At 72.0% G+C, this 23546-nt stretch carries 22 protein-coding genes and 1 tRNA gene; 8 read left to right on the plus strand and 15 right to left on the minus strand.

Annotated elements, in window-relative coordinates; genetic code table 11:
- The first annotated feature begins 31 nt into the window (after positions 1–31).
- The 3 genes from ACZ501_RS00880 to ACZ501_RS00890 all read left to right on the plus strand — a co-directional run bounded on the left by ACZ501_RS00880 (position 32) and on the right by ACZ501_RS00890 (position 1339).
- A tRNA-Leu gene (locus ACZ501_RS00880) sits at positions 32–114 on the plus strand.
- Positions 115–198: 84 nt separating this feature from the next.
- Positions 199–975, plus strand: a complete 777-nt coding sequence (locus tag ACZ501_RS00885; RefSeq protein ID WP_468791512.1) for a helix-turn-helix domain-containing protein — start codon at positions 199–201, stop codon at positions 973–975.
- A gap of 112 nt (positions 976–1087) precedes the next feature.
- Positions 1088–1339: an EF-hand domain-containing protein gene (locus ACZ501_RS00890; RefSeq protein ID WP_468791515.1), complete on the plus strand. Its 252-nt coding sequence runs from the start codon at positions 1088–1090 to the stop codon at positions 1337–1339.
- A gap of 68 nt (positions 1340–1407) precedes the next feature.
- On the opposite strand, the gene pyk is transcribed toward ACZ501_RS00890, so the two are convergent.
- Both pyk and ACZ501_RS00900 read right to left on the minus strand, forming a co-directional pair.
- Positions 1408–2835 carry a pyruvate kinase gene (gene pyk / locus ACZ501_RS00895; RefSeq protein WP_468791518.1) on the minus strand — a complete coding sequence of 476 codons (1428 nt, stop codon included), beginning with the start codon at positions 2833–2835 and terminating at the stop codon, positions 1408–1410.
- A gap of 132 nt (positions 2836–2967) precedes the next feature.
- On the minus strand, positions 2968–3672 hold the full coding sequence (locus ACZ501_RS00900; RefSeq protein ID WP_361608066.1) for an SIMPL domain-containing protein: 705 nt from the start codon (positions 3670–3672) through the stop codon (positions 2968–2970).
- A 167-nt stretch (positions 3673–3839) separates the two neighbouring features.
- Here ACZ501_RS00900 and ACZ501_RS00905 point away from each other — a divergent pair, with 167 nt between their 5' ends.
- A complete protein-coding gene (locus ACZ501_RS00905; RefSeq protein ID WP_468792639.1) occupies positions 3840–5636 on the plus strand; it encodes a bifunctional metallophosphatase/5'-nucleotidase in 1797 nt (598 codons plus the stop codon).
- An 87-nt stretch (positions 5637–5723) separates the two neighbouring features.
- Here ACZ501_RS00905 and ACZ501_RS00910 read toward each other — a convergent pair whose 3' ends face one another.
- The 8 genes from ACZ501_RS00910 to ACZ501_RS00945 form a co-directional block, all read right to left on the minus strand.
- The gene (locus ACZ501_RS00910; RefSeq protein WP_362464165.1) at positions 5724–7133 is read right to left on the minus strand and encodes a lysine N(6)-hydroxylase/L-ornithine N(5)-oxygenase family protein; all 1410 of its coding nucleotides are present in this window, start codon (positions 7131–7133) and stop codon (positions 5724–5726) included.
- On the minus strand, positions 7130–8527 hold the full coding sequence (locus tag ACZ501_RS00915) for a pyridoxal phosphate-dependent decarboxylase family protein (protein ID WP_468791521.1): 1398 nt from the start codon (positions 8525–8527) through the stop codon (positions 7130–7132). The genes ACZ501_RS00910 and ACZ501_RS00915 overlap by 4 nt, the downstream gene beginning before the upstream one ends.
- 207 nt (positions 8528–8734) lie before the next feature.
- The gene (gene gap, locus ACZ501_RS00920; RefSeq protein WP_361609023.1) at positions 8735–9733 is read right to left on the minus strand and encodes a type I glyceraldehyde-3-phosphate dehydrogenase; all 999 of its coding nucleotides are present in this window, start codon (positions 9731–9733) and stop codon (positions 8735–8737) included.
- A 119-nt stretch (positions 9734–9852) separates the two neighbouring features.
- Complete coding sequence (locus tag ACZ501_RS00925) at positions 9853–10809, minus strand: GlxA family transcriptional regulator (RefSeq protein WP_361609025.1); 957 nt, start codon at positions 10807–10809, stop codon at positions 9853–9855.
- 69 nt (positions 10810–10878) lie between these two features.
- Positions 10879–13380 carry an aminopeptidase N gene (gene pepN, locus ACZ501_RS00930; RefSeq protein WP_468791524.1) on the minus strand — a complete coding sequence of 834 codons (2502 nt, stop codon included), beginning with the start codon at positions 13378–13380 and terminating at the stop codon, positions 10879–10881.
- 56 nt (positions 13381–13436) lie between these two features.
- Positions 13437–13757, minus strand: a complete 321-nt coding sequence (locus tag ACZ501_RS00935; RefSeq protein WP_361609029.1) for a chorismate mutase — start codon at positions 13755–13757, stop codon at positions 13437–13439.
- Between the two features lie 134 nt (positions 13758–13891).
- On the minus strand, positions 13892–14602 hold the full coding sequence (locus ACZ501_RS00940) for a response regulator (RefSeq protein ID WP_468791527.1): 711 nt from the start codon (positions 14600–14602) through the stop codon (positions 13892–13894).
- A 161-nt stretch (positions 14603–14763) separates the two neighbouring features.
- Entirely contained in the window at positions 14764–15582 is an 819-nt protein-coding gene (locus tag ACZ501_RS00945; protein ID WP_468791530.1) for a serine protease, read from the minus strand.
- A gap of 207 nt (positions 15583–15789) precedes the next feature.
- Between ACZ501_RS00945 and ACZ501_RS00950 the strand changes: the two genes are divergently transcribed.
- A complete protein-coding gene (locus ACZ501_RS00950) occupies positions 15790–16455 on the plus strand; it encodes an HAD family acid phosphatase (RefSeq protein ID WP_468791533.1) in 666 nt (221 codons plus the stop codon).
- Positions 16456–16481: 26 nt separating this feature from the next.
- On the opposite strand, the gene ACZ501_RS00955 is transcribed toward ACZ501_RS00950, so the two are convergent.
- The 5 genes from ACZ501_RS00955 to ACZ501_RS00975 form a co-directional block, all read right to left on the minus strand.
- On the minus strand, positions 16482–16712 hold the full coding sequence (locus tag ACZ501_RS00955) for a hypothetical protein (RefSeq protein ID WP_361609035.1): 231 nt from the start codon (positions 16710–16712) through the stop codon (positions 16482–16484).
- A 345-nt stretch (positions 16713–17057) separates the two neighbouring features.
- Positions 17058–17738, minus strand: coding sequence for a DUF4360 domain-containing protein (locus ACZ501_RS00960; RefSeq protein ID WP_361609037.1), 681 nt, complete (start codon positions 17736–17738; stop codon positions 17058–17060).
- Between the two features lie 50 nt (positions 17739–17788).
- Entirely contained in the window at positions 17789–18442 is a 654-nt protein-coding gene (locus ACZ501_RS00965) for a DUF4360 domain-containing protein (protein WP_468791535.1), read from the minus strand.
- Between the two features lie 990 nt (positions 18443–19432).
- Positions 19433–20341: an SDR family oxidoreductase gene (locus ACZ501_RS00970; protein WP_468791538.1), complete on the minus strand. Its 909-nt coding sequence runs from the start codon at positions 20339–20341 to the stop codon at positions 19433–19435.
- 7 nt (positions 20342–20348) lie between these two features.
- The gene (locus ACZ501_RS00975) at positions 20349–21128 is read right to left on the minus strand and encodes an SDR family oxidoreductase (RefSeq protein WP_468791541.1); all 780 of its coding nucleotides are present in this window, start codon (positions 21126–21128) and stop codon (positions 20349–20351) included.
- Positions 21129–21195: 67 nt separating this feature from the next.
- Here ACZ501_RS00975 and ACZ501_RS00980 point away from each other — a divergent pair, with 67 nt between their 5' ends.
- The 3 genes from ACZ501_RS00980 to ACZ501_RS00990 are packed head-to-tail and all read left to right on the plus strand — an operon-like array spanning position 21196 to position 23542.
- The gene (locus ACZ501_RS00980) at positions 21196–21963 is read left to right on the plus strand and encodes an enoyl-CoA hydratase family protein (protein ID WP_468791544.1); all 768 of its coding nucleotides are present in this window, start codon (positions 21196–21198) and stop codon (positions 21961–21963) included.
- A complete protein-coding gene (locus tag ACZ501_RS00985) occupies positions 21960–22811 on the plus strand; it encodes a CoA transferase subunit A (protein ID WP_362464054.1) in 852 nt (283 codons plus the stop codon). The genes ACZ501_RS00980 and ACZ501_RS00985 overlap by 4 nt, the downstream gene beginning before the upstream one ends.
- Positions 22808–23542 carry a CoA-transferase subunit beta gene (locus tag ACZ501_RS00990; protein WP_468791547.1) on the plus strand — a complete coding sequence of 245 codons (735 nt, stop codon included), beginning with the start codon at positions 22808–22810 and terminating at the stop codon, positions 23540–23542. Before ACZ501_RS00985 ends, ACZ501_RS00990 begins: the two co-directional genes overlap by 4 nt.
- The last annotated feature ends 4 nt before the right edge of the window (positions 23543–23546 follow it).

A 23546-nucleotide genomic window follows, 5' to 3' on the forward strand; every position in this document is an offset into this window, starting at 1 on the left:
GGTCACCCGGTACACTCCGACGTGCAACCATGCCGGGTTGGTGGAATGGCATACACGGATGTCTCAAACACATCTGCCCGAGAGGGCTTGCGGGTTCGAGTCCCGCACCCGGCACTGTCCGAAAAGCGGACGTTCACCTTCGCGTGAATGTTCGCTTTTCCGCATTCCGGGACATGCGCGCTCACTCAGAGTGGCCGTATGCATTTCCACAGCCTCGAAGTGCGGCAGACCGCACTCTCGCTCCTCCGCTCCGGCGTGAAGAACGCCGAAGTGGCCCGGCAGCTGAACGTACCCGTCGGCACCATCGGGTACTGGAAGCACGTGGACCGCTCCAAGCGCGGCGAGTGTCCGGGCCGAAGCTCGCACGACTGCCCCCGATGCGATGGGGTGCCACTGGACCATGCCGCCTACGCGTATCTCCTGGGCCTCTATCTGGGCGACGGCCACATCAGCCACTACTCCGGGCACCGGACGCTCACCCTCATGATCACGCTGGACGACCACTGGCCGGGAATCCAGGACGAGGCGGAAGCAGCGCTCAGATCGGTGTTCCCGCAACGTGCGACCTGCCGGGTGCGGGTGAAGGGCGCGCACAACATCAAGGTCTACTCGAAGCATCTGCCCTGCTTGTTCCCCCAGCACGGACCGGGAAGGAAGCACGAGCGGCTCATAGCGCTCGCCCCGTGGCAGCAAGAAATCGTCGATCGGCACCCCTGGAACTTCGTCCGTGGGCTGATCCATTCCGACGGCTGCCGGATCACGAACTGGACGGAGCAGAAGGGGAAGCGCTACGAGTACCCCCGCTACTGGTTCACGAATGTGTCCGATGACATCCGGAGACTGTTCACCGACACTCTCGACCGGCTCGGCGTCGCCTGGACGAACTGCACGCGGCACGGAAGGCCGTACAACGTGTCCATCGCCCGGAAGGCGTCCGTCGCGCTCATGGACCTCCACGTCGGGCCGAAGTACTGAACCCGGCCTTGAGTCCTCAGGTGGAGTCCTCGGGGTGGGGGGCGGGCGGCACGGTGGGGTTGGTGCCCTAGGTTGAGGGGGTCAACGGTGTTCGTGGTGGAGGGACGTTTCGGTGAGCGAGAAGGCTCGGAAGCTGTTCGATGCGCTGGATCTGAACCATGACGGTGAGCTGACGCGGGCCGAGGTGATCTCGGCTTTGCGGGCGAAGGGGCCGACGTTGGCGGCTCGGGGGGATCTGCCGTTCTGGGGCGTGGGGGACGCGGACGCGTCGTCGGCGTTGTTCGATGCGGCGGACAAGAACGGTGATGCGGTGTTGTCGGTGGAGGAGTTCGAGGCCGAGGTGGACCGTCGGTTCGGTTGGTGACGGCCCTTTGATGCGCGGACGCCGCCGGAGTCCCGTCCGGGGTTCCGGCGGCGTCTTCGTGGGGCGGGTCAGCGGACGGGGTCGCCGATGTGGTGGATGCGGACGAGGTTGGTCTTGCCGCTGAGGCCGGGGGGTGAGCCGGCGGTGATGACGACGATGTCGCCGGGGACGCAGCGTCCGATGCGCAGGAGTTCCTCTTCGACTTGGGCGACCATGGCGTCGGTGGAGTCGACGTGGGGGCCGAGGAAGGTTTCGACGCCCCAGGTGAGGTTGAGCTGGGAGCGGGTGGCGGGGTCGGGGGTGAAGGCGAGGAGGGGGATGGGTGAGCGGTAGCGGGAGAGCCGGCGGACGGTGTCTCCGCTCTGGGTGAAGGCGACGAGGAACTTGGCGCCGAGGAAGTCGCCCATTTCGGCGGCTGCGCGGGCTACGGCTCCGCCTTGGGTGCGCGGTTTGTTGCGGTCGGTGAGTGCGGGGAGGCCCTTGGCGAGGATGTCCTCTTCGGCGGCTTCGACGATGCGGGCCATGGTGCGGACGGTTTCGACGGGGTGTTTGCCGACGCTGGTTTCGCCGGAGAGCATGACGGCGTCGGTTCCGTCGATGACGGCGTTGGCGACGTCGGAGGCTTCGGCGCGGGTGGGCCGGGAGTTGTCGATCATCGAGTCGAGCATCTGGGTGGCGACGATGACGGGTTTGGCGTTGCGCTTGGCCAGTTTGATGGCGCGCTTCTGGACGATGGGGACGTGTTCGAGGGGCATTTCGACGCCGAGGTCGCCGCGGGCGACCATGATGCCGTCGAAGGCGGCGACGATGTCGTCGATGTTCTCCACGGCCTGGGGCTTTTCGATCTTTGCGATGACGGGGAGGCGTCGGCCTTCTTCGTCCATGATGCGGTGGACGTCTTCGATGTCGCGGCCGGTGCGGACGAAGGAGAGGGCGATGACGTCGGCGCCGGTGCGCAGGGCCCAGCGGAGGTCTTCGATGTCCTTGTCGGAGAGGGCGGGGACGGAGACGGCGACGCCGGGGAGGTTGAGTCCCTTGTGGTCGGAGACCATGCCGCCTTCGATGACGCGGGTGTGGACGCGGGGGCCTTCGACGGCGGTGACTTCGAGGGTGACGCGGCCGTCGTCCACGAGGATGCGTTCGCCGGCGCTGACGTCGTCGGCGAGGCCCGGGTAGGTGGTGCCGCAGGCGTGGCGGTCGCCGGGGTGGTGTTCGACGGTGATGGTGAATTCGTCGCCGCGTTCAAGGAGTACGGGGCCTTCGTGGAAGCGGCCGAGGCGGATCTTCGGGCCCTGAAGGTCGGCGAGGATGCCGATGCTGCGGCCGGTTTCTTCGGAGGCCTTGCGGACGCGTTGGTAGCGCTCCTCGTGTTCGGCGTAGGTGCCGTGGCTGAGGTTGAGGCGGGCGATGTCCATGCCGGCTTCGACCAGGGCTTTGATCTGGTCGTATGAGTCGGTGGCGGGGCCCAGGGTACATACGATTTTCGCTCGGCGCATGGGGCGAGGGTATGCCCTACCGGGGGGTAGGAAATGTGCTGCGGGTGGCGCTCCAACCTCCTTTGGGAGGACGGTTGTTGACATCTATTGAATGTGCACGGGGGTGCTCTGATGAGCACCCCCGGGGGCGGTTCAGAGGACGGGCGGGGTCATGGTGAAGCGGGCGTTGACCTGGGCGTGGACGCTCTGGCGCTGGGGTTCGAGGTCGAGGGGCGGGGCGCCCGCGTCGTCCTGGGCGCCGTAGGCCATGGAGCGGAGCATGCCGGCGGGGGCGGCCATGGCGACGGGGGTGGCGTTCTCGGCGCCGAGATCGGCGAGTTCGACGAGGGCGGCGAGGTCGGCGCCGAGGGCGTGGGCGTATTCGCGGGCGCGCTGGACGGCTTCGAGTACGGCTTGGCGGCGGGCTTCGCCGTGGGCGGGTGAGGTGGGGCGCAGGGCCCACCAAGGTCCGTCGATCTCGGTGAGTTCGAGGTCGGCGAGGCGGCTGGTGAGTTCGCCGAGGGCGGTGAAGTCGTTGAGTTCGGCGGTGATGTGGACGCGGCCGTGGTAGGCGCGGACGCGTTCGCCGCGGCCGTGGCGGGTGAGTTCGGGGGTGATGGAGAAGGCGCCGGTTTCGAGTTTTTCGACGGGTTCGCCGTAGCTCTTGACGAGGTCGAGGACGGTGTTGTTGCGGCGGGTGAGGTCTTCGAGGGCGGCGCGGCGGTCGGTGCCGCGGGCGGTGACGGTGATGCCGATGCGGGCGATTTCGGGGTCGACTTCGAGGTGGGCTTCGCCGCGGACGGCGACGCGGGGGACGTCGGGGGTTCCGTAGGGCTGGGGCGTGGCGTCCTGGGTCATGGTTTCACTCTTGCACCGTCGCCCGTTCGGGTGTGGTCATCGGATCGAAACCTGTGGGGGGTGTTGCTGATTGTTACTGGTGGGTCAGAATCTACGCGCGTTGTTCACACGCGCTGTTCGCACGCGCTGTGTCACGCCTCGACAACACGCCTCGAAGGGGAAATGGCATGGCGTTTGACCGTAGGACGTTCATGGGGGCTTCGGCCGCCACGGGTGCCGCTGTGGCGATCACGGGGGCTGCCGGCGCTCCGGCCGCTGCCGCGGCATCGCAGTCGGCGGGGTCGCGGACGTACGCGTTCACCGTGATGGGTACGACGGATCTGCACGGGAACGTCTTCAACTGGGACTACTTCACGGACAAGGAGTTCGACGACAAGGCGCACAACGACGTCGGTCTGGCGAAGATCTCGACGCTGGTGGAGCAGGTCCGTGCGGAGAAGGGGCGCTGCAACACGCTGCTGATCGACGCGGGTGACACCATCCAGGGGACGCAGCTGTCGTACTACTACGCGAAGGTGGATCCGATCACCGCGCGCCGTGGTCCGGTGCATCCGATGGCGCAGGCGATGAACGCGATCGGGTACGACGCGGCGGCGCTGGGGAACCACGAGTTCAATTACGGCATCCCGGTGCTGCGCAAGTTCGAGGAGCAGTGTGATTTCCCGCTGCTGGGGGCGAACGCGCTGGATGCGAAGACGCTGCGGCCGGCGTTCGCGCCGTACAGCATGCACCGGTTGCGGACCCCGCACGGGCGGGACGTGAAGGTGGCGGTGCTGGGGCTGACGAACCCGGGGATCGCGATCTGGGACAAGGCGAACGTGCAGGGGAAGATGACGTTCCCGGGGCTGGAGGAGCAGGCGGCGAAGTACGTGCCGCGGCTGCGGTCGATGGGCGCGGACGTGGTGATCGTGTCGGCGCATTCGGGGTCGAGCGGTACGTCGTCGTACGGTGACCAGCTGCCGTACGTCGAGAACGCGGCGGGTCTGGTGGCGGAGCAGGTGCCGGGCATCGACGCGATCCTGGTGGGGCACGCGCACACGGAGATCCCGGAGTACCGGGTGAAGAACAAGGCGACCGGCAAGGACGTGGTGCTGTCGGAGCCGTTGAAGTGGGGGCAGCGGCTGACGCTGTTCGACTTCGAGCTGGTGTGGGAGCGGGGCCGCTGGTCGGTGGCGAAGGTCGCGGCGCGGGTGTTGAACTCGAACACGGTCGCGGAGGACCCGAAGATCACGCGGCTGCTGTCGGACGAGCACCGCAAGGTGGTGGCGTACGTCAACCAGGTGATCGGGACGTCGACGCAGGCGATGTCGTCGGCGGAGGGTCCGGTGAAGGACGTGCCGATCATCGACCTGATCAACCACGTGCAGGCGGAGACGGTGAAGGCGGCGCTGGCGTCTTCGGAGTGGGCGTCGCTTCCGGTGCTGTCGCAGGCTTCGTGTTTCTCGCGGACGGCGGCGATACCGGCGGGGCAGGTGACGATCAAGGACGCGGCGGGGTTGTACCCGTTCGAGAACACGCTGGAGGCGCGTCTGCTGACGGGTGCGCAGCTGAAGGATTACCTGGAGTATTCGGCGCGGTACTACGTGCAGACGGCTGCGGGTGGTGCGGTGGATCCGGCGAAGCTGACGAACGCGGAGAACATCCCGGACTACAACTACGACGCGGTGTACGGGATCTCGTACGACATCGACATCGCGCAGCCGGTGGGGTCGCGGATCACGGGGTTGTCGTTCCGGGGGAAGCCGGTGGATCCGGCGGCGCGGTTCGTGTTCGCGGTGAACAACTACCGGGCTTCCGGCGGCGGCGCGTTCCCGCACGTGCCGAAGGCGCAGCAGCTGTGGGCGGACTCGGACGAGATCCGCAACACGATCATCCAGTGGGTGAAGGCGAAGGGCACGGTGGATCCGGCGGTGTTCGCGTCGGTGGACTGGCGGCTGACGCGGGCGGGCGTGCCGGTGTTCTAGGCCGGTGTTTTAGGCGGCCGGGGCGTGCCGGGCGTCCTGTGGGTGTGTGCGGCCGGGTCCTGCTGTGGCGGGGCCCGGCCGTGTGCGTCAGGGGAGGTCGGCGAGGGGGCGCAGGTTGAGGGTGGCGTGGGGGCGGGCGGGCTCGCGTTGTTCGAGGCCGAAGGTGGTGAAGGCGGTGCGGTGGGGCTGGGGGTAGGGCTCTTTGCCGGTGAGGGTGTTGAGGATGGCGGCGCTGCGCCAGGCGGCGAGGCCGAGGTCGGGGGTGCCGACGCCGTGGGTGTGGCGTTCTCCGTTCTGGACGAAGACGCTGCCGGTGACGGAGGGGTCGAGGACCATGCGGTAGCGGTCGTCGATGCGGGGGCGGCCTGAGGAGTCCTTGCGCATGTAGGGGTCGAGGCCGGCGAAGAGGCTGGTGAGGGGCCGCTCGCGGTAGCCGGTGGCGAGGACGACGGCGTCGGTGGTGAGGCGGGAGCGGCTGCCCTGCTGGGTGTGTTCGAGGTGGAGTTCGACCTTGGTGGTGGCGACGCGGCCGGCGGTGCGGACGGTGACTCCGGGTGTGAGGACGGTGTCGGGCCAGCCGCCGTGGAGGGTGCGGCGGTAGAGCTCTTCGTGGATGGCGGCGATGGTGGCGCTGTCGATGCCCTTGTGGAGTTGCCATTGGGCGGGGACGAGGCGGTCGCGGACGGGTTCGGGGAGGGAGTGGAAGTAGCGGGTGTAGTCGGGGGTGAAGTGTTCGAGGCCGAGCTTGGAGTACTCCATGGGGGCGAAGGAGGGGGTGCGGGCCAGCCAGGTGAGGCGTTCGCGGCCGGCGGGGCGGCTGCGCAGCAGGTCGAGGAAGACTTCGGCTCCCGACTGGCCGGCTCCGATGACGGTGACGTGTTCGGCGCCGGCGATGCGCTGCCGGTTGTCGAGGTAGTCGGCCGAGTGGATGACGGGGACGGTGGGGGCTTCGGCGAGGGGGCGCAGGGGTTCGGGCACGTGGGGGGCGGTGCCGATGCCGAGGACGAGGTTGCGGGTGTGGGTGCGGCCGAGGGCTTCGGCTTCGCCGTCGGCGTCGAGTTGGGTGTAGTCGACTTCGAAGAGGTCGCGTTCGGGGTTCCAGCGGACGGCGTCGACCTGGTGGCCGAAGTGGAGTCCGGGGAGGCGGCCGGCGACCCAGCGGCAGTAGGCGTCGTATTCGGCGCGCTGGATGTGGAACTGCTCGGCGAAGTAGAAGGGGTAGAGCCGTTCCTTGTGCTTGAGGTAGCTGAGGAAGGTCCAGGGGCTGGCGGGGTCGGCGAGGGTGACGAGGTCGGCGAGGAAGGGGACTTGGAGGGTGGCTCCGTCGATGAGGAGTCCGGGGTGCCAGCGGAAGTCGCGGCGCTGGTCGTAGAAGGCGGTGTCGAGGGGGTCGGCGCCTTGTCGTGGGAGGCCGTGGGCGAGGGCGGCGAGGGAGAGGTTGAAGGGTCCGATGCCGATTCCGACGAGGTCGTGGGGTGCATCGAGCTGGGCGGTCATCGGTGGGTGCTGCCTTCCAGGAGGGTGACGAGGGTGTCCAGGTCCCCCGCCGTGGTGTGGGGGTTGAGCAGGGTCGCCTTGAGCCAGAGGCGGCCGTCGGCGGTGGCGCGGCCGAGGACGGCGGTGCCGTCGTGCAGGAGGGTGCGGCGCAGCGCGGCGAGGCGGTCGTCGTCCGTGGGGGTGGGGCGGAAGAGGACCGTGGTGAGGGTGGGGTGTGCGTGGAGTTCGAAGCGGGGGTGGGCGTCGAGGAGTTCCGCGAGGTGGTGGGCTGTGGCGCAGGTGCGGTCGATGAGCCGGGCGAGGCCGTCGCGGCCGAGTGAGCGCAGGGTGGCGGCGATCTTGAAGGCGTCGGGGCGGCGGGTGGTGCGCAGGGAGCGGCCGAGGAGGTCGGGCAGGCCCGCTTCGGTGTCGTCGGCGGCGTTGAGGTAGTCGGCCTGGTGGGCGAGGGGGGCCAGGTCGGTGGTGTCGGGGACGGCGAGCAGGCCTGCGGCGACGGGTTGCCAGCCGAGTTTGTGCAGGTCGAGGGTGATCGACCGGGCGCGGTGGAGGCCGGTCAGCTTGGTGCGGTGGCGGGGGCTGAAGGCGAGGGCTCCGCCGTAGGCGGCGTCGACGTGGAGGGTGGCGCGGTGGCGGTCGCAGACGTCGGCGAGGGCGTCGAGGGGGTCGATGAGGCCGGCGTCGGTGGTGCCGGCGGTGGCGGTGACGAGCGCGGGGCCGGGGGTGCGGGCGAGGGCGGCGTCGAGGGTGTCGGGGTGGAGGGTGCCGGTGGGGGTGGGGAGGGTGGTGGTGGGGGGCAGGCCGAGGAGCCAGGCGGCGCGGGGCACGGAGTGGTGGGCGTTGGCTCCGTGCAGGACGCGGAGGTGGGGGCCGTGGCGTTCGCGGGCGAGGAGGAGGGCGAGTTGGTTGGCCTCGGTGCCGCCGGTGGTGAGGAGGGCGTCGGGCTGGGGGGTGTCGTAGTACTCGGCGGCGAGGGTGCGGGTGAGGAGGGCCTCGATGGCGGAGGCCGCGGGGGCCTGGTCCCAGGAGTCGAGGGAGGGGTTGAGGGCGCTGACGGCGAGGTCGGCGGCGGCCGCGACGGCGAGCGGGGGGCAGTGCAGGTGGGCGGCGCACCGGGGGTGGGCGGGGTCGGCGGCGCCGGCGGCGAGGGTGTGGACGAGGGTGCGGAGGGCTTCGTGGTCGCCGGTTCCGCGGGCGGGGAGTACGCCGCCGTCGCCGAGGGCGGTGTGGACGCGGGCGGTGACGGCGACCGGGCCGCCTGCGGGGAGCGGGCCGCGGCGTTCGTCGGCTCCGGTGCGCAGGGCGGTGAGGACGGTGGCGAGGAGGGGCCGCAGGGCGTCGGCGCCGTCGCGGCCGCCGGCGAGCGGGGACGCGGGGGCGGGCGCGGACTCGGTCATGGGTCCTCCGGGGCGGGCGTCGGGTGCCGGGGGTGGTGTGACACCCGTCCGGTACAACGATCCGACCCGAATGGGGTAACCGCCGGGGTTTGTCCTTCCTTCTTTGAGGCACCGATGGGGGGCGTGCGGGCATGGGTGAGCGCCGCAGTTGCCAGGTCAGAACCAACTGCGGCGCTCGTATGGGGGCCGGGTGCGTCCCGGCGGGGGTCAGCGGGTGGCGAGGAGGGTGAGGGTGTCGATCACGCGGTTCGAGAAGCCCCACTCGTTGTCGTACCAGGCGACGACCTTGATGTGGCGGCCCTCGACGCGGGTGAGTGCGGAGTCGAAGATCGAGGAGGCGGGGTTGCCGGTGATGTCGGAGGACACCAGCGGGTCGTCCGAGTACTCGAGCACTCCGGCCAGCGGGCCCTCGGCCGCCGCGCGGTAGGCGGCCAGGACGTCCTCGCGCGTCACGTCGCGGGCGACGGTGGTGTTGAGTTCGACGATGGAGCCGACCGGTACCGGTACGCGGATCGAGTCGCCCGACAGCTTCCCGTCGAGCTGCGGCAGGACGAGGCCGATGGCCTTCGCCGCGCCCGTCGAGGTGGGCACGATGTTGACGGCGGCGGCGCGGGCGCGGCGGGGGTCGCGGTGCGGGCCGTCCTGCAGGTTCTGCTCCTGCGTGTAGGCGTGCACGGTGGTCATGAAGCCGTGTTCGATGCCGGCGAGGTCGTCGAGTACGGCGGCCAGCGGCGCGAGGGCGTTGGTGGTGCAGGAGGCGTTCGAGACGATCGTGTGCAGGTCGGGGTCGTAGGCGTCGCTGTTGACCCCGTACGCGAGGGTGACGTCGGCGCCGTCGGAGGGGGCGCTGACGAGGACCTTGCGGGCGCCTGCCTTGATGTGGCCGCGGGCGGCCTCGGCCGAGGTGAAGCGGCCGGTGGCTTCGAGGACGATGTCGACGCCGAGCTCGGCCCAGGGCAGCTGCTGCGGTTCGCGTTCGGCGAGGACCGCGATGCGGCGGCCGTCGACGACGAGGGTGTTGCCGTCGACGGTCACCGGGCGGCCGAGCCGGCCGGAGGTGGTGTCGTAGGCGAGCAGCCGGGCGAGGGTGGCGGGCTCGGTGAGGTCGTTGACCGCGACGACCTCGAGGTCGCTGTCGCGTTCGAGGAGCGCGCGCAGCACGTTGCGTCCGATGCGGCCGAATCCGTTGATGGCGATGCGAGTCATGTGTGCTGTGTCCCTTCTGTTCGCGCCATCAGGTTCGCTCGCCGCGTCCGGGGGTGACAGGGGCGCGATCGCCACTGTTCAAAAGGATCTCGCCATCCGTGCCGTTGGCCGTGTCCGTGTCATTGGCCGTGGGTGAAGGTGCGGCGGTATTCGGTGGGGGTGGTGTCGAGAATGCGCTGGAAGTGCAGGCGCAGGTTGGCGCCGGTGCCGAGGCCGACGTCGGCGGCGATCTGCTCGACGCTGCGTCCGGAGCGTTCCAGCAGTTCGCGGGCGAGGTCGATCCGGGCCCGCATGACCCACTGCATGGGGGTGTATCCGGTGTCCTCGACGAAGCGCCGGGAGAACGTGCGGGGCGAGACGGCGGCGTGCTGGGCGAGGGTTTCGAGGGTGAGGGGTTCGCCCAGGCGGTGCAGTGCCCATTCGCGGGTGGCGGCGAAGCGTTCACCGAGGGGTTCGGGCACGCTGCGCGGTACGTACTGGGCCTGGCCGCCGCTGCGGTAGGGGGCCGCGACCAGGCGGCGGGCGGCGTGGTTGGAGGCGGCGATGCCGAGGTCGCGGCGCAGGACGTGCAGGCACAGGTCGATGCCGGAGGCGGCGCCGGCGGAGGTGAGGACGCTGCCCTCGTCGACGAAGAGGACGTTCTCGTCGACGTGGACGAGGGGGTGTTTGGCTGCGAGGGCGCGGGCGTAGTGCCAGTGGGTGGTGGCCCGTCTGCCGTCGAGGAGTCCGGTCGCGGCGAGGGCGAAGGCGCCCGTGGAGATGGCGGCGAGGCGTGCGCCGCGCCGGTGGGCGGCGGTGAGGGCGTCGAGGACGGGCTGGGGCGGGTCGTCGCGGTCGGGGTGGCGGTAGCCGGGGACGAAGACGATGTCGGCCCAGGCGAGGGCTTCGAGGCCGTGGGTGACGTAGTAGGAGAGTCCGTCGCCGCCGGTGACGAGGCCGGGTGCGGCGCCGCACACCCGGACTTCGTACGGCATGCTCGCGCGGGTCGTGAAGACCTGGGCGGGGATGCCGACGTCGAGCGGTTTGGCCCCCTCGAGCACGAGAACGGCGACGCGATGCAGGCGGGAGGGTGGCACGGGACAAAGGGTACGCGGGTGGGCCCGTCGGGCGGCCGGGGGTGCTGCGGTGGCCGCCCGACGGCGGGGTCAGGCGCCGCGGACGCGCAGGGCGCGGGCGAGGTCGTCGAGCTGGTCGACGAGGGCGCGGCGCAGCATCGGGAGGATCTGGGGGTCCTCCAGGCAGTGGTGGCCGCTCTGCAGGTGGGCCTCGTCGATGGCGTGGGCGGGGAAGGCCCAGCGGCCGGCGGCCTCGGCGATGGCGGGGCCGCGGCGGGCGGCGAGGGCGACGGCGTCGGGGTAGTAGCGCGGTACGTAGTCCCGTACGAGGTCGCTCTGCTCGGGCTGCCAGAAGCCCTGGGCGGTGGCGGTGAAGAGGTGGTTGGAGAGGGTGTCGTCGTGGAAGAGGCGCTGCCAGGCGGCGGCCTTGGCCTGCGGGGTGGGCAGGGCGGCGCGGCAGCGGGCGGCGCCCTGCCGGCCGGTGGCGCTGGGGTCGGCGGCCAGGGCGGTGTCGATGGCGGTTTCGTCGGCGGCGCCGAGTACGGCGAGGCGGGCGAGGATGCTCCAGCGCAGTTCGGGGTCGAGTTCGGGGCCGCCGGTGACGGTGCCGTCGGCGAGCCAGGCGGCGATGGTGTCGGGCTGGGTGGCGCTGTCGATGAGGGCGCGTACGGCGGCGAGCCGCAGGCCGGGGTCGGTGCCGTCCTCGGTGCGGCGCAGGAGGGCGCGGGTGGCGGAGGTGATGAGGCCGAGGGCGGTGTCGCGGTCGGCGGGGGCGACGTAGCGGTCGGCGATCTGGGTGCGGGCGAAGCCGAGGACGCCTTGGACGACGGCGAGGTCGGATTCCTCGGGGATGTGGGCGTCGAGGGTGTGGAGGTAGTCGAAGGGGTCGAGTTCGCCGTCGCGGACCATGTCGCGCAGGGAGCCCCAGACGACGGCGCGGGTGAGGGGGTCGGGGATGCGGGAGAGGCCGCGGAGGGCGGTTTCGAGGGAGGTTTCGTCGAGGCGGATCTTGGCGTAGCCGAGGTCGCCGTCGTTGAGGACGAGGAGGTCGGGGCGGGGGCCGGCGGCGGAGAGGACCTCGTCGGTGGGGACGTCGAGGTCGAGGAGTTCGGTGCGTTCGAGGCCGCCGTCGGGGGTGGTCGCGTAGGTGCCGACGGCGATGTGGTGGGGGCGGCTGCCGTGGCGGTCGACGGTGAGGGTCCAGCCGTCGGCGCTTTCGTGGAGGCGGGGGATGAGGGTGTCGGTGCCGGTGGTGCGCAGCCAGGTCTCGGCCCAGGTGTGGACGTCGCGGTCGGTGTGGGCGGCGAGGGAGTCGACGAAGTCGGCGAGGGAGGCGTTGGCGAACTTGTGGCGGGTGAAGTGGGTGTTGATGCCGGCGAGGAAGTCCTTTTCGCCGAGCCAGGCGACGAGCTGGCGCAGGGCGGAGGCGCCCTTGGCGTAGGAGATGCCGTCGAAGTTGAGGAGGGCGGAGGCGGTGTCGGGGACGTCGTCGGGGCCGGGGGCGACGGGGTGGGTGGAGGGCCGCTGGTCGGCGGCGTAGCCCCAGGGTTTGCGTTCCATGCCGAACTCGGTCCAGGTGCCGGTGAAGCGGGTGGCTTCGGTGAGGGTCTGGTAGCCCATGTACTCGGCGAAGGACTCGTTGAGCCAGATGTCGTCGAACCAGGCGAGGGTGACGAGGTCGCCGAACCACATGTGGGCCATTTCGTGGGCGATGACCATGGCGCGGCGCTGGCGTTCGGTGTCGGTGACGGCGGAGCGGAAGACGAATTCGTCGCGGAAGGTGACCAGGCCGGGGTTCTCCATGGCGCCGGCGTTGAACTCGGGGACGAAGGCCTGGTCGTAGGAGTCGAAGGGGTAGGGCTCGGTGAACTTCTCGTGGTACCGGTCGAAGCAGGCGGTGGTGAGGGAGAGGATCTCGTCGGCGTCGGCGTCGAGGTGGGGGGCGAGGGAGGCGCGGCAGTGGATGCCGAAGGGCAGTCCGGCGTGTTCGGTGGTGACGCTGTGCCAGGGGCCTGCGGCGACGGCGGCGAGGTAGGTGGAGATGAGGGGGGTGGGGGCGGACCGCCAGATGCCGGCACCGTCGCCGGCGCGGTCTTCGGAGCGGGTGGCGATGCCGTTGGTGAGGACGGTCCAGTGCGCGGGGGCGGTGACGGTGAACCGGAAGACGGCCTTCAGGTCGGGCTGGTCGAAGGCGGGGAAGACGCGCTGGACGTCGTCCATGAACATCTGGGAGTAGACGTACGTCTCCCCGTCGGCGGGGTCGGTGAAGCGGTGCAGTCCCTCGCCGGTGCGGGAGTAGCGCATGCGGGCGTCGATGCGCAGCTCGTGGCGGCCGGGGGTGAGGCCGGTGAGGGGGAGGCGGCTGCCGGTGAGGGTGGCGGGGTCGAGGGGGTGGCCGTCGAGGGTGACGGAGCGCAGCTCGTCCGGTTTCAGTTCGACGAAGGTGTCCGCGGCGGCGCGGGCGGTGAACTCGATGACGGTGGCGGACTCGAAGGTTTCGTCGCCGGTGGTGAGGTCGAGGCCGACGACGTAGCTGTGGACGTCGAGGAGCTGTGCTCGGAGCTGCGCTTCGTTGCGCGTCAGTGCGGACATGGGGCCCATGCTGCCGGAAGGCGGCGCGGGGCCCCAGGGTCACGGCGGGCGGGGCTCTACTCTTCGCCGGCGGCGATGGTCTCGTGGTGGCGGATGACTTCGGCGATGATGAAGTTGAGGAGCTTCTCGGCGAAGGCCGGGTCGAGCTTGGCGTTCTCGGCGAGCTGGCGCAGGCGGGCGATCTGGCTGGCTTCGCGGCCCGGGTCGGCCGGCGGCAGGTGGTGCTTGGCCTTGAGGTGGCCGACCTGCTGGGTGCACTTGAAGCGCTCGGCGAGCATGTGGACCACGGCCGCGTCGATGTTGTCGATGCTGTCGCGCAAGCGGGACAGTTCGGCGGTGACGTTCTCGTCGATCTCGTCGATGTCGCTGTTGTTCATGGTTCCCGAGAATACGTGGCGGGCGCCGCGGGTACCTCGGCCAGCCGGTCCGTGAGACGCGGGCCCGCGGTGGTGCGGAAGAGGGGCCCCGGAGGGGCAGGGTGCGCAGGCCGACCCCCGTCGCCGTCCTCCCCTCAGGCCGGGGTGGCGGCGAGGCCGCTCTCCCAGGCCCAGGCCGCGATCTCGACGCGGTTGCGGGCGTCGAGTTTGGCCTGGACGTTGGCCAGGTGGGTCTTGACGGTGGACAGGGACACGTAGAGCTCGCCGGCGATCTCGGCGTTGGTCAGCCCGCGCGCGAGGCAGCGTACGACGTCCCGTTCCCGCTCGGTGAGGGGTTCGGCGGGGCGGCGGGCCGGGTGGGCGGCGGGGAGGCGGGGGGCCATGTCGCGCAGCAGCCGCACGGTGATGGCGGGTGAGACGAGGGAGTCGCCGACGGCGGCCGCCCGGACGGCTTCGACGAGCATGGCCGGGCTCGCGTCCTTGAGGAGGAAGCCGGACGCGCCGCCGTGCAGGGCCGCGTGGACGTATTCGTCGAGGTCGAAGGTGGTGACGATGACGATGTGCGGGGCGTCCGGCCCGCCGTGCCCGTCGGGCCCGCCCTGGCCGTCGTCTGGGCCCCGGCCGCCGTGTCCGCAGAGCCGGCGGGTGACTTCCAGTCCGTCGAGCTTCGGCATGTGGATGTCGAGGAGGAGGACGTCGGGGCGGTGCTCGGCGACCGCGGCGAGGGCCGCTTCGCCGTCGGCGACGTCGGCGACGACCTCTATGTCGGACTGGCTTTCGAGGATCATCCGGAATCCGGCCCTGACCATGTCCTGGTCGTCCGCGATGACCACTCTGATCGTCATGCGCCGCCTGCCCCACTGTCGCCCGCCGCTGCCGCTGGATCCCTCCCATGGGACCCGCGCGGGCTGCGGCCCGCAACCGGTGGGGCGGTGCGGGCCGCCGTGCCCCGTCCTCGCGGCCGGCGCGGGTGGGGGTCCGGCGGCGAGGACGGGGAGGAGGAGGGTTACAGGGTGGCCGCCGCCGCCTTGATGTCGGCGGCGAAGGTGGAGACCTCGGTGTACACGCCGGGGTAGCCGGCCCGGGCGCAGCCCTCGCCCCAGCTGACGATGCCGACCTGGATCCAGGCGTTGGTGTTGTCGCGGCGGAACATGGGGCCGCCGGAGTCGCCCTGGCAGGTGTCGACCCCGCCCTGGGCGTAGCCGGCGCAGATCTCCTCGGCCGGGACGAGCTCGTTGCCGTAGGAGCTCTGGCAGGAGGCGTCGGAGATGAAGGGGACCTGGGCCTTGAGGAGGTAGCGCTGCTGGCTGCCGCCTTCGCGGGCGGCGCCCCAGCCGGCGACGGTGAAGGTGCCGTTGTCGTACGCCTTGGTGTCGGCGATCTTGAGGGTGGGCAGGTTGACGGGCTTGGCGAGCTTGATCAGGGCCCAGTCCTTGCCCTTGCCGTTGTAGCCGGGGGCCTGGAGCACCTTGGTGGACCTGACCTTGGTGGCGGCGGAGCTGTTGAGGTCGACGACGCCGGCGGTGGCGGTGATGGAGGTGTTGTTGCCGGAGCCGCTGACGCAGTGGGCGGCGGTGAGCACGATCTGCTGGGTGTAGAGGGCTCCGCCGCAGCCCATGGAGAGGCGGACCATGAAGGGGAACTCCCCCTGCGCGGCGCGGGTTCCGCCGACGACGGGGGTGGGGGCGGCGTTGGCGCCGGCGGGCTGGAGGCTGACGGCGGCGAGGGTGACGGCGCCGACGGCGAGGGTGCGCTTGATGAGTCTGCCAAGGGTGGTCACGGTCAACACACTGCCTTTCGTGGGGGGTTGGGCTGTGCGTGCCATCGGGATGAATGACGAGTCCATGACACATCCGCGCCACGGGCGCCAACAAGAACGTGTTTTCGGACACCTTCCGGCGCTTTCGGCGAGGGGGCGAAACGCCATTCACCGGACGGTCGCGAAAAGTTTCCTACCGGCCAGTAGACAGGGGTGCGGTTCTGGCCAACTCTGGTCACGTACATGCCAATCCGTGACCGAGGAGCGCCCCCCATGCGCCGCACCCCCCGCACCCGCACCTCCCGTACCGCCGCCGCCGCAGTGGCCGCCGCGGCAGCCGTGGTGACCCTGCTGCCGGCCGGCGCCGCCGAGGCCGCCACGGCACCGGCCCCGGTGCCGGCCACCTCCTCCGCCCCCGGCGGCAACGCGGCGATCCTCGGCATCGACTACACCGCCTGGCAGCGCGACGTGGCCGCCGTCATCGACGCCGCCCGTCCCGCCATCGAGCAGCGCATCGCCGCGTCCCCCGCCGGCGAGAGGCCCGCGATCGTCCTCGACATCGACAACTCGTCACTGGAGACGGACTTCCACTGGTTCTGGACGTTCCCGACGCCCGCGATCGAGAAGGTCCGCGCGCTGACCCGGTACGCGAACGACCGCGGGGTGGCCATCTTCTTCGTCACCGCCCGCCCCGGGATCGTGTACTCGCTGACCGAGCGCAACCTGAAGTCGGTCGGCTACCCGGTCAGCGGGCTGTACGTACGGGACCTGCCGGCGCTGTTCGAGCAGGTCAGCGCGTACAAGACGGCCAAGCGGGCGGAGATCGAGGCCCGCGGCTACACGATCATCGCGAACATCGGGAACAACGAGAGCGACCTCGTCGGCGGCCACGCCGAACGCACCGTCAAGCTGCCCGACTACGGCGGCAAGCTGTCCTGACCGGGCACCCCTCGGCGGCCGCCGTCTCAGCCCCCGCACCCTCTGTGCATGCTGCCGCAGCCCTGTGATCCGTGAGTCCAGTGCACCTCGTCGGAGCCGTCGTCGTCACCGGCCTCCCCGGGCGCGTCGCAGAGGACTATGAGCACGCCGGTGACCAGCAGGGGAGCCAGGGCTATGGCGGCCATCCACCAGCCGAGTCCCTCCTGGACGCCCCGCAGGTCCGGATCCAGCAGGATCCAGCCCAGTACCCCCCACACCCCTCAGGTCAACACGGAACTGATCGTGGACCAGTTTTCCCGGCGCATGCTCCATCCCCGTCACGTCGTCCCCTGCGTGGTGCCCGGGGCGCGGCAGTGGAACACACGGCTCCGTCAACCGCCCGCGGCTGTGGCTCCCGGCTCGGCGGCGGTGCCGGGGTCATGAGGGAGAACATGGGGGGCCGGCTGCGGTTCAGCGGGGGGATGTAGCGGGTAGTCATATCCCAGCGCACGAGTGAGCCTCCGGGCCCGACCCCTCGCCAGGGGGCCGGGCCCGGAGCCGTTCTCGGAGGCGGGCCTGGACCTCAGGGGCCCCGGCCCGCCTCGGTCTCCCTCTCCCTCCTCCTAGGAGTGCGGGTCCTGCTTCGGGCCGCCGGGGCAGACCTGCCAGGCGAGGTGGTAGAGGGTGCTGACGCTGGCGTCGGTGGAGTCCATGGCCATGAAGCTCGTGGACGTCTGCGGGTTGGAGGTGCCGGCGTTCACCCGCAGCTCGGTGTTGATGTTGAAGTTGCGCTTCTCCCCGCAGGGGGCCCAGACCAGGTCGGCGTACTCGGTCTTGTCGCTCGTCTGCCAGTTGTCGTTGAGCGGGCCGGTGAACTGGTGGGTCCGCTGGGACGTCTGCGGCATCCCCTGGAAGTAGTAGCTCGCCCTTTCCTGGCCGGACGCGCCGGGCTGGAGGAAGGCGAAGCCGCGGTAGTCGGCCTGCACGATGGCGTAGGTGAAGCCGGACGGCACGTGGACGCGGAGGTTGAGCTGGCAGTTCTTGCGGAAGGCGGTCGGCGGGGCGCCGGGGCCGACCTGGGCGAGGTAGTCGCTGTAGGTGACGGTGAAGGCGGTGTTGTCGGGGGCGACGGCCACCTCGGCGGTGCCTTCGCGGCAGCCGGAGCCGTTGACGGTGGCGAGCTCGATCACGATCTTGTCGGGTGGGACGGTGATCGGGGCGGCGGCGACGGCAGGCGTCGAGGCGCCGATGAGGGCGGCGGCCGCGGCGCCGATGAGCAGGGGGCGGAACGGGGGACGAGACATCGTTGTCACTCCTGACCGTGGGGTCGATTTCCCGCGCGCACGCGTCGGCGTCAGGCGGCGGGACATTCCTTCCACTCGAAGTGGTAGACGGTGCTGACGCTCCCGTCGGTCGAGTCCATGCTCATGAAGCTCAGCGCCTGCGGGCTCGACGTGCCCGCGTAGACCCGCAGTTCGGTGTTGACGTTGAGGTTGCGCTCCTCGCCGCAGGGGGCCCAGACCAGGTCGGCGTACTCGGTCCGGTCGGCGGCCTGCCAGTTGTCGGTGACGGGACCGTTGAACTGGTGGGTGGTACGGGCCGTCTGGGCGGCGCCCTGGAAGTAGTAGTTCGCCCGCTCCTGGCCGTAGGCGCCGCGCTGGAGGTGGGCGAAGCCGCGGTAGTCGGCGCGGGCGATGGCGTACGTGAACCCCTGGGGGACGTGGATGCGCAGGGCCAGCTGGCAGTTCTTGCGGAACTCGGCGCCGCCGGAGCCGGCTCCCGTCTGCGCGAGGTAGTTGCTGTAGGTGACGGTGAAGGCGGTGTTGTCGGAGGCTGCGGCGACGTCCGCGGTGCCCTGGGGGCAGCCGGAGCCGTTGACGCCGACGACGTCGACGGTGATGCGGCCGGGCGGCGGGACGGAGGGGGTGTCGGCCTGGGCGGGGGCGGGCACGGCGAGGGCCGTCGCTGCGGCGACGGCGGCGCCGACGGCCGTTCTGCGGAGCGGCATTGCGGTTCTCCATTCGTGCGGACGGGCACGGGGTTGGGCGTGCAGGGGGTTGGGCGTGCACATGCCATCACGCTGCCGCGGGGGCGGGGAGGACGGGATACGGCCAACGCCGTCGCGGCCCGTGCCCCTGGCCGGATCCGCCGAGCGCGGCCGCGGCCCCACGCCGCCCATCAGCGGGCCCGCCGCGGCGTGACGGCCCGCGCCGCCCGGCACCGGACGGCAGTTGTCCGGTTCCCCGGCCGGCCGGTGCGCTCGCCGCGCCGCTCGCACGGTTCACCCCAAGCGGCCTCCCCACCTGCCACCACTGCCCGGCCCCATCCCCTGCCCGCCCGGCCCCCGTTCCCCTTCCGCCCTCCGACAGGCCGGAAGTACCCGGCCCCGCCGACGACGGGCGACGCCCGCGTCCGGCCGCAACCGAGCCCAGCTGTCCGGCGCGGGGGCCCGGTGGGCGCAGCCCAACCCGGCCCCGCCGGCGTTTGAGGCGCGGAGGCCCGGGGTCCGGAGCCGAACCCGGCCCCGCCGGCGTGTACAGCGCGGAGGCCCGGGGTCCGCAGCCCAACCCAGCCCCGCCGGCGTGTACAGCGCGGAGGCCCGGGGTCCGCAGCCCAACCCAGCCCCGCCGGCGTTTGAGGCGCGGGGGTCTGGGGGCGGAGCCCCCAGGGGGCCGGGGCGGAGCCCCGGGGAACGGGCGAAGGGCGGGGCGGGGAGCAGCCCGCGCAGCGGCACCGCGCCCCCGCCGGGGCGCAGCCCGGAGCCGCCCCGCCGCGGCGCGGGTCCCGGGCGCAGCCCAACCCAGCCCCGCCGGCGTTTGAGGCGCGGGGGTCTGGGGGCGGAGCCCCCAGGGGCCGGGGCGGAGCCCCGGCGAACGGGCGAAGGGCGGGGCGGGGAGTGGCCCGCGCAGCGGCACCGCCCCAGGGTGGCGGCGTACCGGCGGGGCGGCAGCGGCACCGCGCCCCCGCCCGGGGTACGGCGTAGCGCCCGGTGCGCCGGCTACCGCGCCCCGTACACCCCCAACGGCGGCTGCGCCTCCGCGACCAGTTTCGCCGCGGCCTCGCCCGCCTCCGACGGGGTCCAGCGGGCGCCGCGGTCCGCGGTGGGGCCCGGGCGCCAGCCCTCCATCACCGTGATGCGGCCGCCCTCCGCCTCGAAGACCCGCCCCGTCACCCCGGCCGAGGCCCCGCAGCCCAGCCACACCACCAGCGGTGACACGTTCTCCGGGGCCATCGCGTCGAAGGCGCCCTCGGCGGGGGCCGCCATCGACGCGGCGAAGGTCTCCTCGGTCATCCGGGTCCGCGCCGCCGGGGCGACGGCGTTGACCTGGACCCCGTACCGGCCCATCTCGGCCGCCGCCACCAGGGTCAGGCCGAGGATGCCCGCCTTGGCCGCGCTGTAGTTGCCCTGTCCGACGGAGCCCAGCAGCCCCGCCCCCGAGGAGGTGTTGACCACCCGCGCGGCCCGCCGCCGTCCGGCCTTCGCCTCGGCCCGCCACCACGCGGCCGCCGACCGCAGCGGCAGGAAGTGCCCCTTGAGGTGGACCCGCACCACCGCGTCCCAGTCGTCTTCCTCCAGGTTGACCAGCATCCGGTCGCGCAGGAACCCGGCATTGTTGACCAGGGTGTCCAGCCCCCCGAACGCGGAGACCGCGCAGTCCACCAGGGAGGCCGCGCCCTCCCCCGTCGCGACGTCCCCGCCGTGCGCCACCGCCTCCCCGCCCAGCGCCCGGATCTCCTCCACGACCCGTGCGGCCGGGCTGCCCGGCCCGGGCTGCCCGTCGAGGCCCACCCCGAGGTCGTTGACGACCACCCGCGCGCCCTCCGCCGCGAAGGCCAGGGCGTGGGCGCGGCCCAGTCCCCGCCCCGCGCCCGTCACGATCACCACGCGTCCGTCCGCAATGCCCATCTCCGCCTCAGCTCTCCTCGTCGGCCGTTGCCTTGTTGACCGTTGCCGCATCCAGGAACGCGGGCCGCTCCCCGCCCCCGTGCACCAGCAGGCTCGCCCCGCTCACGTACGCCGCCCGGGCGGAGGCCAGGAACACCGCCGCCTCCCCCACGTCCGCGGGCTCGGCCAGCCGGCCCAGCGGCACGGTGGCGCCGACCGCCGCGATGCCCGCCTCGTCGCCGTAGTGCAGGTGGGCCAGCTCGGTCCGCACCATGCCGAGGACCAGCGAGTTGACCCGTACGTCGGGCGCCCACTCCACGGCCATGGAGCGGGCCAGGTTCTCCAGGCCCGCCTTGGCCGCCCCGTAGGCCGCCGTCCCCGGCGACGGCCGGGTGCCGCTGACGCTGCCGACCATCACGACCGAGCCCCGGCTCTGCCGCAGCCACGGGTACGCCGCGAGCGAGGCCGTCATCGGGGCCACCAGGTTGAGCTCGACGACCCGCGCGTGCCGCTCGGCCGCCCCCTCCCCCAGCAGCCGGTACGGGGTGCCGCCCGCGTTGTTCACCAGGCAGTCGAGCCGCCCGTACCCGTCCGCGACCGCCGCGAAGAACTCCCCCACGGCGCCCGCGTCGCGCAGGTCCACGGCGGTGAAGGCGGCCTGCCGCCCGCCCGCCGCCACCGGCTCCGGCGGCGGCCTGCGGGCGCAGACGACGACCTGCGCCCCGGCCGTGAGGAACGAGCGCGCGATCCCGGCGCCCACGCCCCGGGTTCCGCCGGTGACGGCGACGACCCTCCCCTTGAGCTCCATCGGCTGCTACCTTCCTCACCTGGCAAGCACCTAACAAATGTTTGGTGGAAAGGTAGCTGATCCGCTCATGGGTGTCTCCACCTCCCGCCCTGCCAAGGGCATCACACTCGTCACAGCCGACTTCCCGCCCGTCAACGCGCTCCCCGTGCGGGGCTGGTACGACCTCGCCGACGCGCTGCGCGCCGCCGGCCGCGACCCCGAGGTCCGCTGCGTGGTCCTGGCGGCCGAGGGCCGCGGCTTCAACGCGGGGGTCGACATCAAGGAGATGCAGCGCGACACCGGGCACACCGCCCTCGTCGGCGCCAACCGCGGCTGCTACGAGGCCTTCGCCGCCGTGTACGAGTGCGAGGTGCCGGTGGTCGCCGCCGTGAACGGCTTCTGCCTGGGCGGCGGCATCGGGCTCGTCGGCAACGCCGACGCGATCGTGGCGGACGACGACGCCGTCTTCGGCCTGCCCGAGCTCGACCGGGGGGCCCTCGGGGCCGCCACCCACCTGGCCCGGCTGGTCCCGCAGCACCTGATGCGCGCGCTGTACTACACCTCGCGCACCGCCACCGCCGCCGAACTGCACGCCCACGGCTCCGTCTGGCGGGTGGTCGCACCGGAGCGGCTGCGGGAGGCGGCCCTGGAACTGGCCGCCGAGATCGCGAAGAAGGACGGCTACCTGATCCGCCTGGCCAAGGCCGCCATCAACGGCATCGACCCGGTGGACGTCCGCCGCAGCTACCGCTTCGAACAGGGCTTCACCTTCGAGGCCAACCTCAGCGGCGTCGCCGACCGGGTCCGTGACACCTTCGGGAAGGGCTCGGAAGAGGGACAGGGAGGATCCGCATGACGGACAAGAGCATGACCCCCGAAGACGTGGTGGGGCGGCTGCGCAGCGGGATGACCCTCGGCATCGGCGGCTGGGGCTCGCGGCGCAAGCCCATGGCCCTGGTGCGAGCACTGCTCCGCTCCCGGATCACCGATCTCACCGTCGTCTCCTACGGCGGCCCCGACGTCGGGCTGCTGGCCGCGGCCGGCCGGATCCGCAGGCTGGTGGCCCCCTTCGCCACCCTCGACTCCATCGCGCTGGAGCCCCACTTCCGGGCCGCCCGCGAGAGCGGGGCCCTCGCCCTCACCGAGTACGACGAGGCCATGTTCATGTGGGGGCTGCACGCCGCCGCCAACCGGCTCCCCTTCATGCCCGTGCGGGCCGGCCTCGGCTCCGACGTGATGCGGGTCAACCCGGAACTGCGTACCGTCACCTCCCCCTACGCCGACGGCGAGGAGTTCGTCGCCGTCCCCGCCCTGCGCATGGACGCGGCCCTGGTCCACCTCAACCGCGCCGACCGGCTCGGCAACGCCCAGTACCTCGGCCCGGACCCGTACTTCGACGACCTCTTCTGCGAAGCCGCCGACACCGCGTACGTCTCCTGCGAACAGCTCGTGGAGAGCGCCGAGCTGGCCAAGTCCGGGCCCCCGCAGTCCCTCCTCGTCAGCCGGCACTCGGTCACCGGCGTGGTGGAGGCCCCGAACGGCGCGCACTTCACCTCCTGCGTGCCCGACTACGACCGCGACGAGCCCTTCCAGAAGCTCTACGCGTCCACCCCCTGGCCCGAGTTCGCCGCCCGCTTCCTGGCCGGCGACAGCGAGCACGCCTACCAGAGCGCCGTCCGGACCTGGCACGAGGAGCAGCAGTGACCGCCGCCACCGCCACCCGAGCCGAATACTGTGTGATCGCCTGCGCCGAGGCCTGGCGCGGCGACGGCGAGGTGCTCGCCAGCCCGATGGGGCTGATCCCCTCCTTCGGGGCCCGGCTGGCCAAGCGGACCTTCTCCCCCGACCTGCTGCTCACCGACGGCGAGGCCATGCTGGTCGGCCTGGACGGCACCGTCGAGGGCTGGCTGCCGTACCGCCGCCACCTCACGATGGTCACCGGCGGGCGGCGGCACGTGATGATGGGCGCCGCCCAGATCGACCGGTACGGCAACCAGAACATCTCCTGCATCGGCGACTGGGAGCGGCCCGCCCGCCAGCTCCTCGGGGTCCGCGGCGCGCCCGTGAACACCCTGAACAACCCGGTGAGCTACTGGATCCCGCGGCACTCCCCCCGGGTGTTCGTCGAGCGGGTCGACATGGTCAGCGGCGTGGGCCACGACCGTGCCGAGGCGGCGGGGGTGACCCGCTTCCACCGGCTGCCCCGGGTGGTCAGCGACCTCGGGGTGTTCGACTTCACCGGCCCGGACCGCTCGATGCGGCCGGCCTCCCTGCACCCGGGCGTCACCCCCGCACAGGTCCGGGCGGCGACCGGGTTCGAGCTGGCGGTCCCGGACGGGGTCCCGTACACGCGGGAGCCGACGGCCGAGGAGCTGCGGCTGATCCGCGAGGTGATCGACCCCGGGGGCCTGCGCGACCGGGAAGTGCGGGTCTGACCCC

The organism is Streptomyces sp. NPDC034085 (genome assembly GCF_055575555.1).

Excerpts from the sequence above, each read along its gene's own strand:
- gap (WP_361609023.1), bottom strand. The coding sequence starts at position 9,733 with ATGACTCGCATCGCCATCAACGGATTCGGCCGCATCGGACGCAACGTG.
- ACZ501_RS00960 (WP_361609037.1), bottom strand. The coding sequence starts at position 17,738 with ATGTCTCGTCCCCCGTTCCGCCCCCTGCTCATCGGCGCCGCGGCCGCC.
- ACZ501_RS00975 (WP_468791541.1), bottom strand. The coding sequence starts at position 21,128 with ATGGAGCTCAAGGGGAGGGTCGTCGCCGTCACCGGCGGAACCCGGGGC.
- ACZ501_RS00915 (WP_468791521.1), bottom strand. The coding sequence starts at position 8,527 with ATGACCGAGTCCGCGCCCGCCCCCGCGTCCCCGCTCGCCGGCGGCCGC.
- ACZ501_RS00885 (WP_468791512.1), top strand. The coding sequence starts at position 199 with ATGCATTTCCACAGCCTCGAAGTGCGGCAGACCGCACTCTCGCTCCTC.
- ACZ501_RS00985 (WP_362464054.1), top strand. The coding sequence starts at position 21,960 with ATGACGGACAAGAGCATGACCCCCGAAGACGTGGTGGGGCGGCTGCGC.
- ACZ501_RS00970 (WP_468791538.1), bottom strand. The coding sequence starts at position 20,341 with ATGGGCATTGCGGACGGACGCGTGGTGATCGTGACGGGCGCGGGGCGG.
- ACZ501_RS00905 (WP_468792639.1), top strand. The coding sequence starts at position 3,840 with ATGGCGTTTGACCGTAGGACGTTCATGGGGGCTTCGGCCGCCACGGGT.
- pyk (WP_468791518.1), bottom strand. The coding sequence starts at position 2,835 with ATGCGCCGAGCGAAAATCGTATGTACCCTGGGCCCCGCCACCGACTCA.
- pepN (WP_468791524.1), bottom strand. The coding sequence starts at position 13,380 with ATGTCCGCACTGACGCGCAACGAAGCGCAGCTCCGAGCACAGCTCCTC.
- ACZ501_RS00980 (WP_468791544.1), top strand. The coding sequence starts at position 21,196 with ATGGGTGTCTCCACCTCCCGCCCTGCCAAGGGCATCACACTCGTCACA.
- ACZ501_RS00935 (WP_361609029.1), bottom strand. The coding sequence starts at position 13,757 with ATGAACAACAGCGACATCGACGAGATCGACGAGAACGTCACCGCCGAA.
- ACZ501_RS00900 (WP_361608066.1), bottom strand. The coding sequence starts at position 3,672 with ATGACCCAGGACGCCACGCCCCAGCCCTACGGAACCCCCGACGTCCCC.
- ACZ501_RS00940 (WP_468791527.1), bottom strand. The coding sequence starts at position 14,602 with ATGACGATCAGAGTGGTCATCGCGGACGACCAGGACATGGTCAGGGCC.
- ACZ501_RS00950 (WP_468791533.1), top strand. The coding sequence starts at position 15,790 with ATGCGCCGCACCCCCCGCACCCGCACCTCCCGTACCGCCGCCGCCGCA.
- ACZ501_RS00945 (WP_468791530.1), bottom strand. The coding sequence starts at position 15,582 with ATGGCACGCACAGCCCAACCCCCCACGAAAGGCAGTGTGTTGACCGTG.
- ACZ501_RS00965 (WP_468791535.1), bottom strand. The coding sequence starts at position 18,442 with ATGCCGCTCCGCAGAACGGCCGTCGGCGCCGCCGTCGCCGCAGCGACG.
- ACZ501_RS00910 (WP_362464165.1), bottom strand. The coding sequence starts at position 7,133 with ATGACCGCCCAGCTCGATGCACCCCACGACCTCGTCGGAATCGGCATC.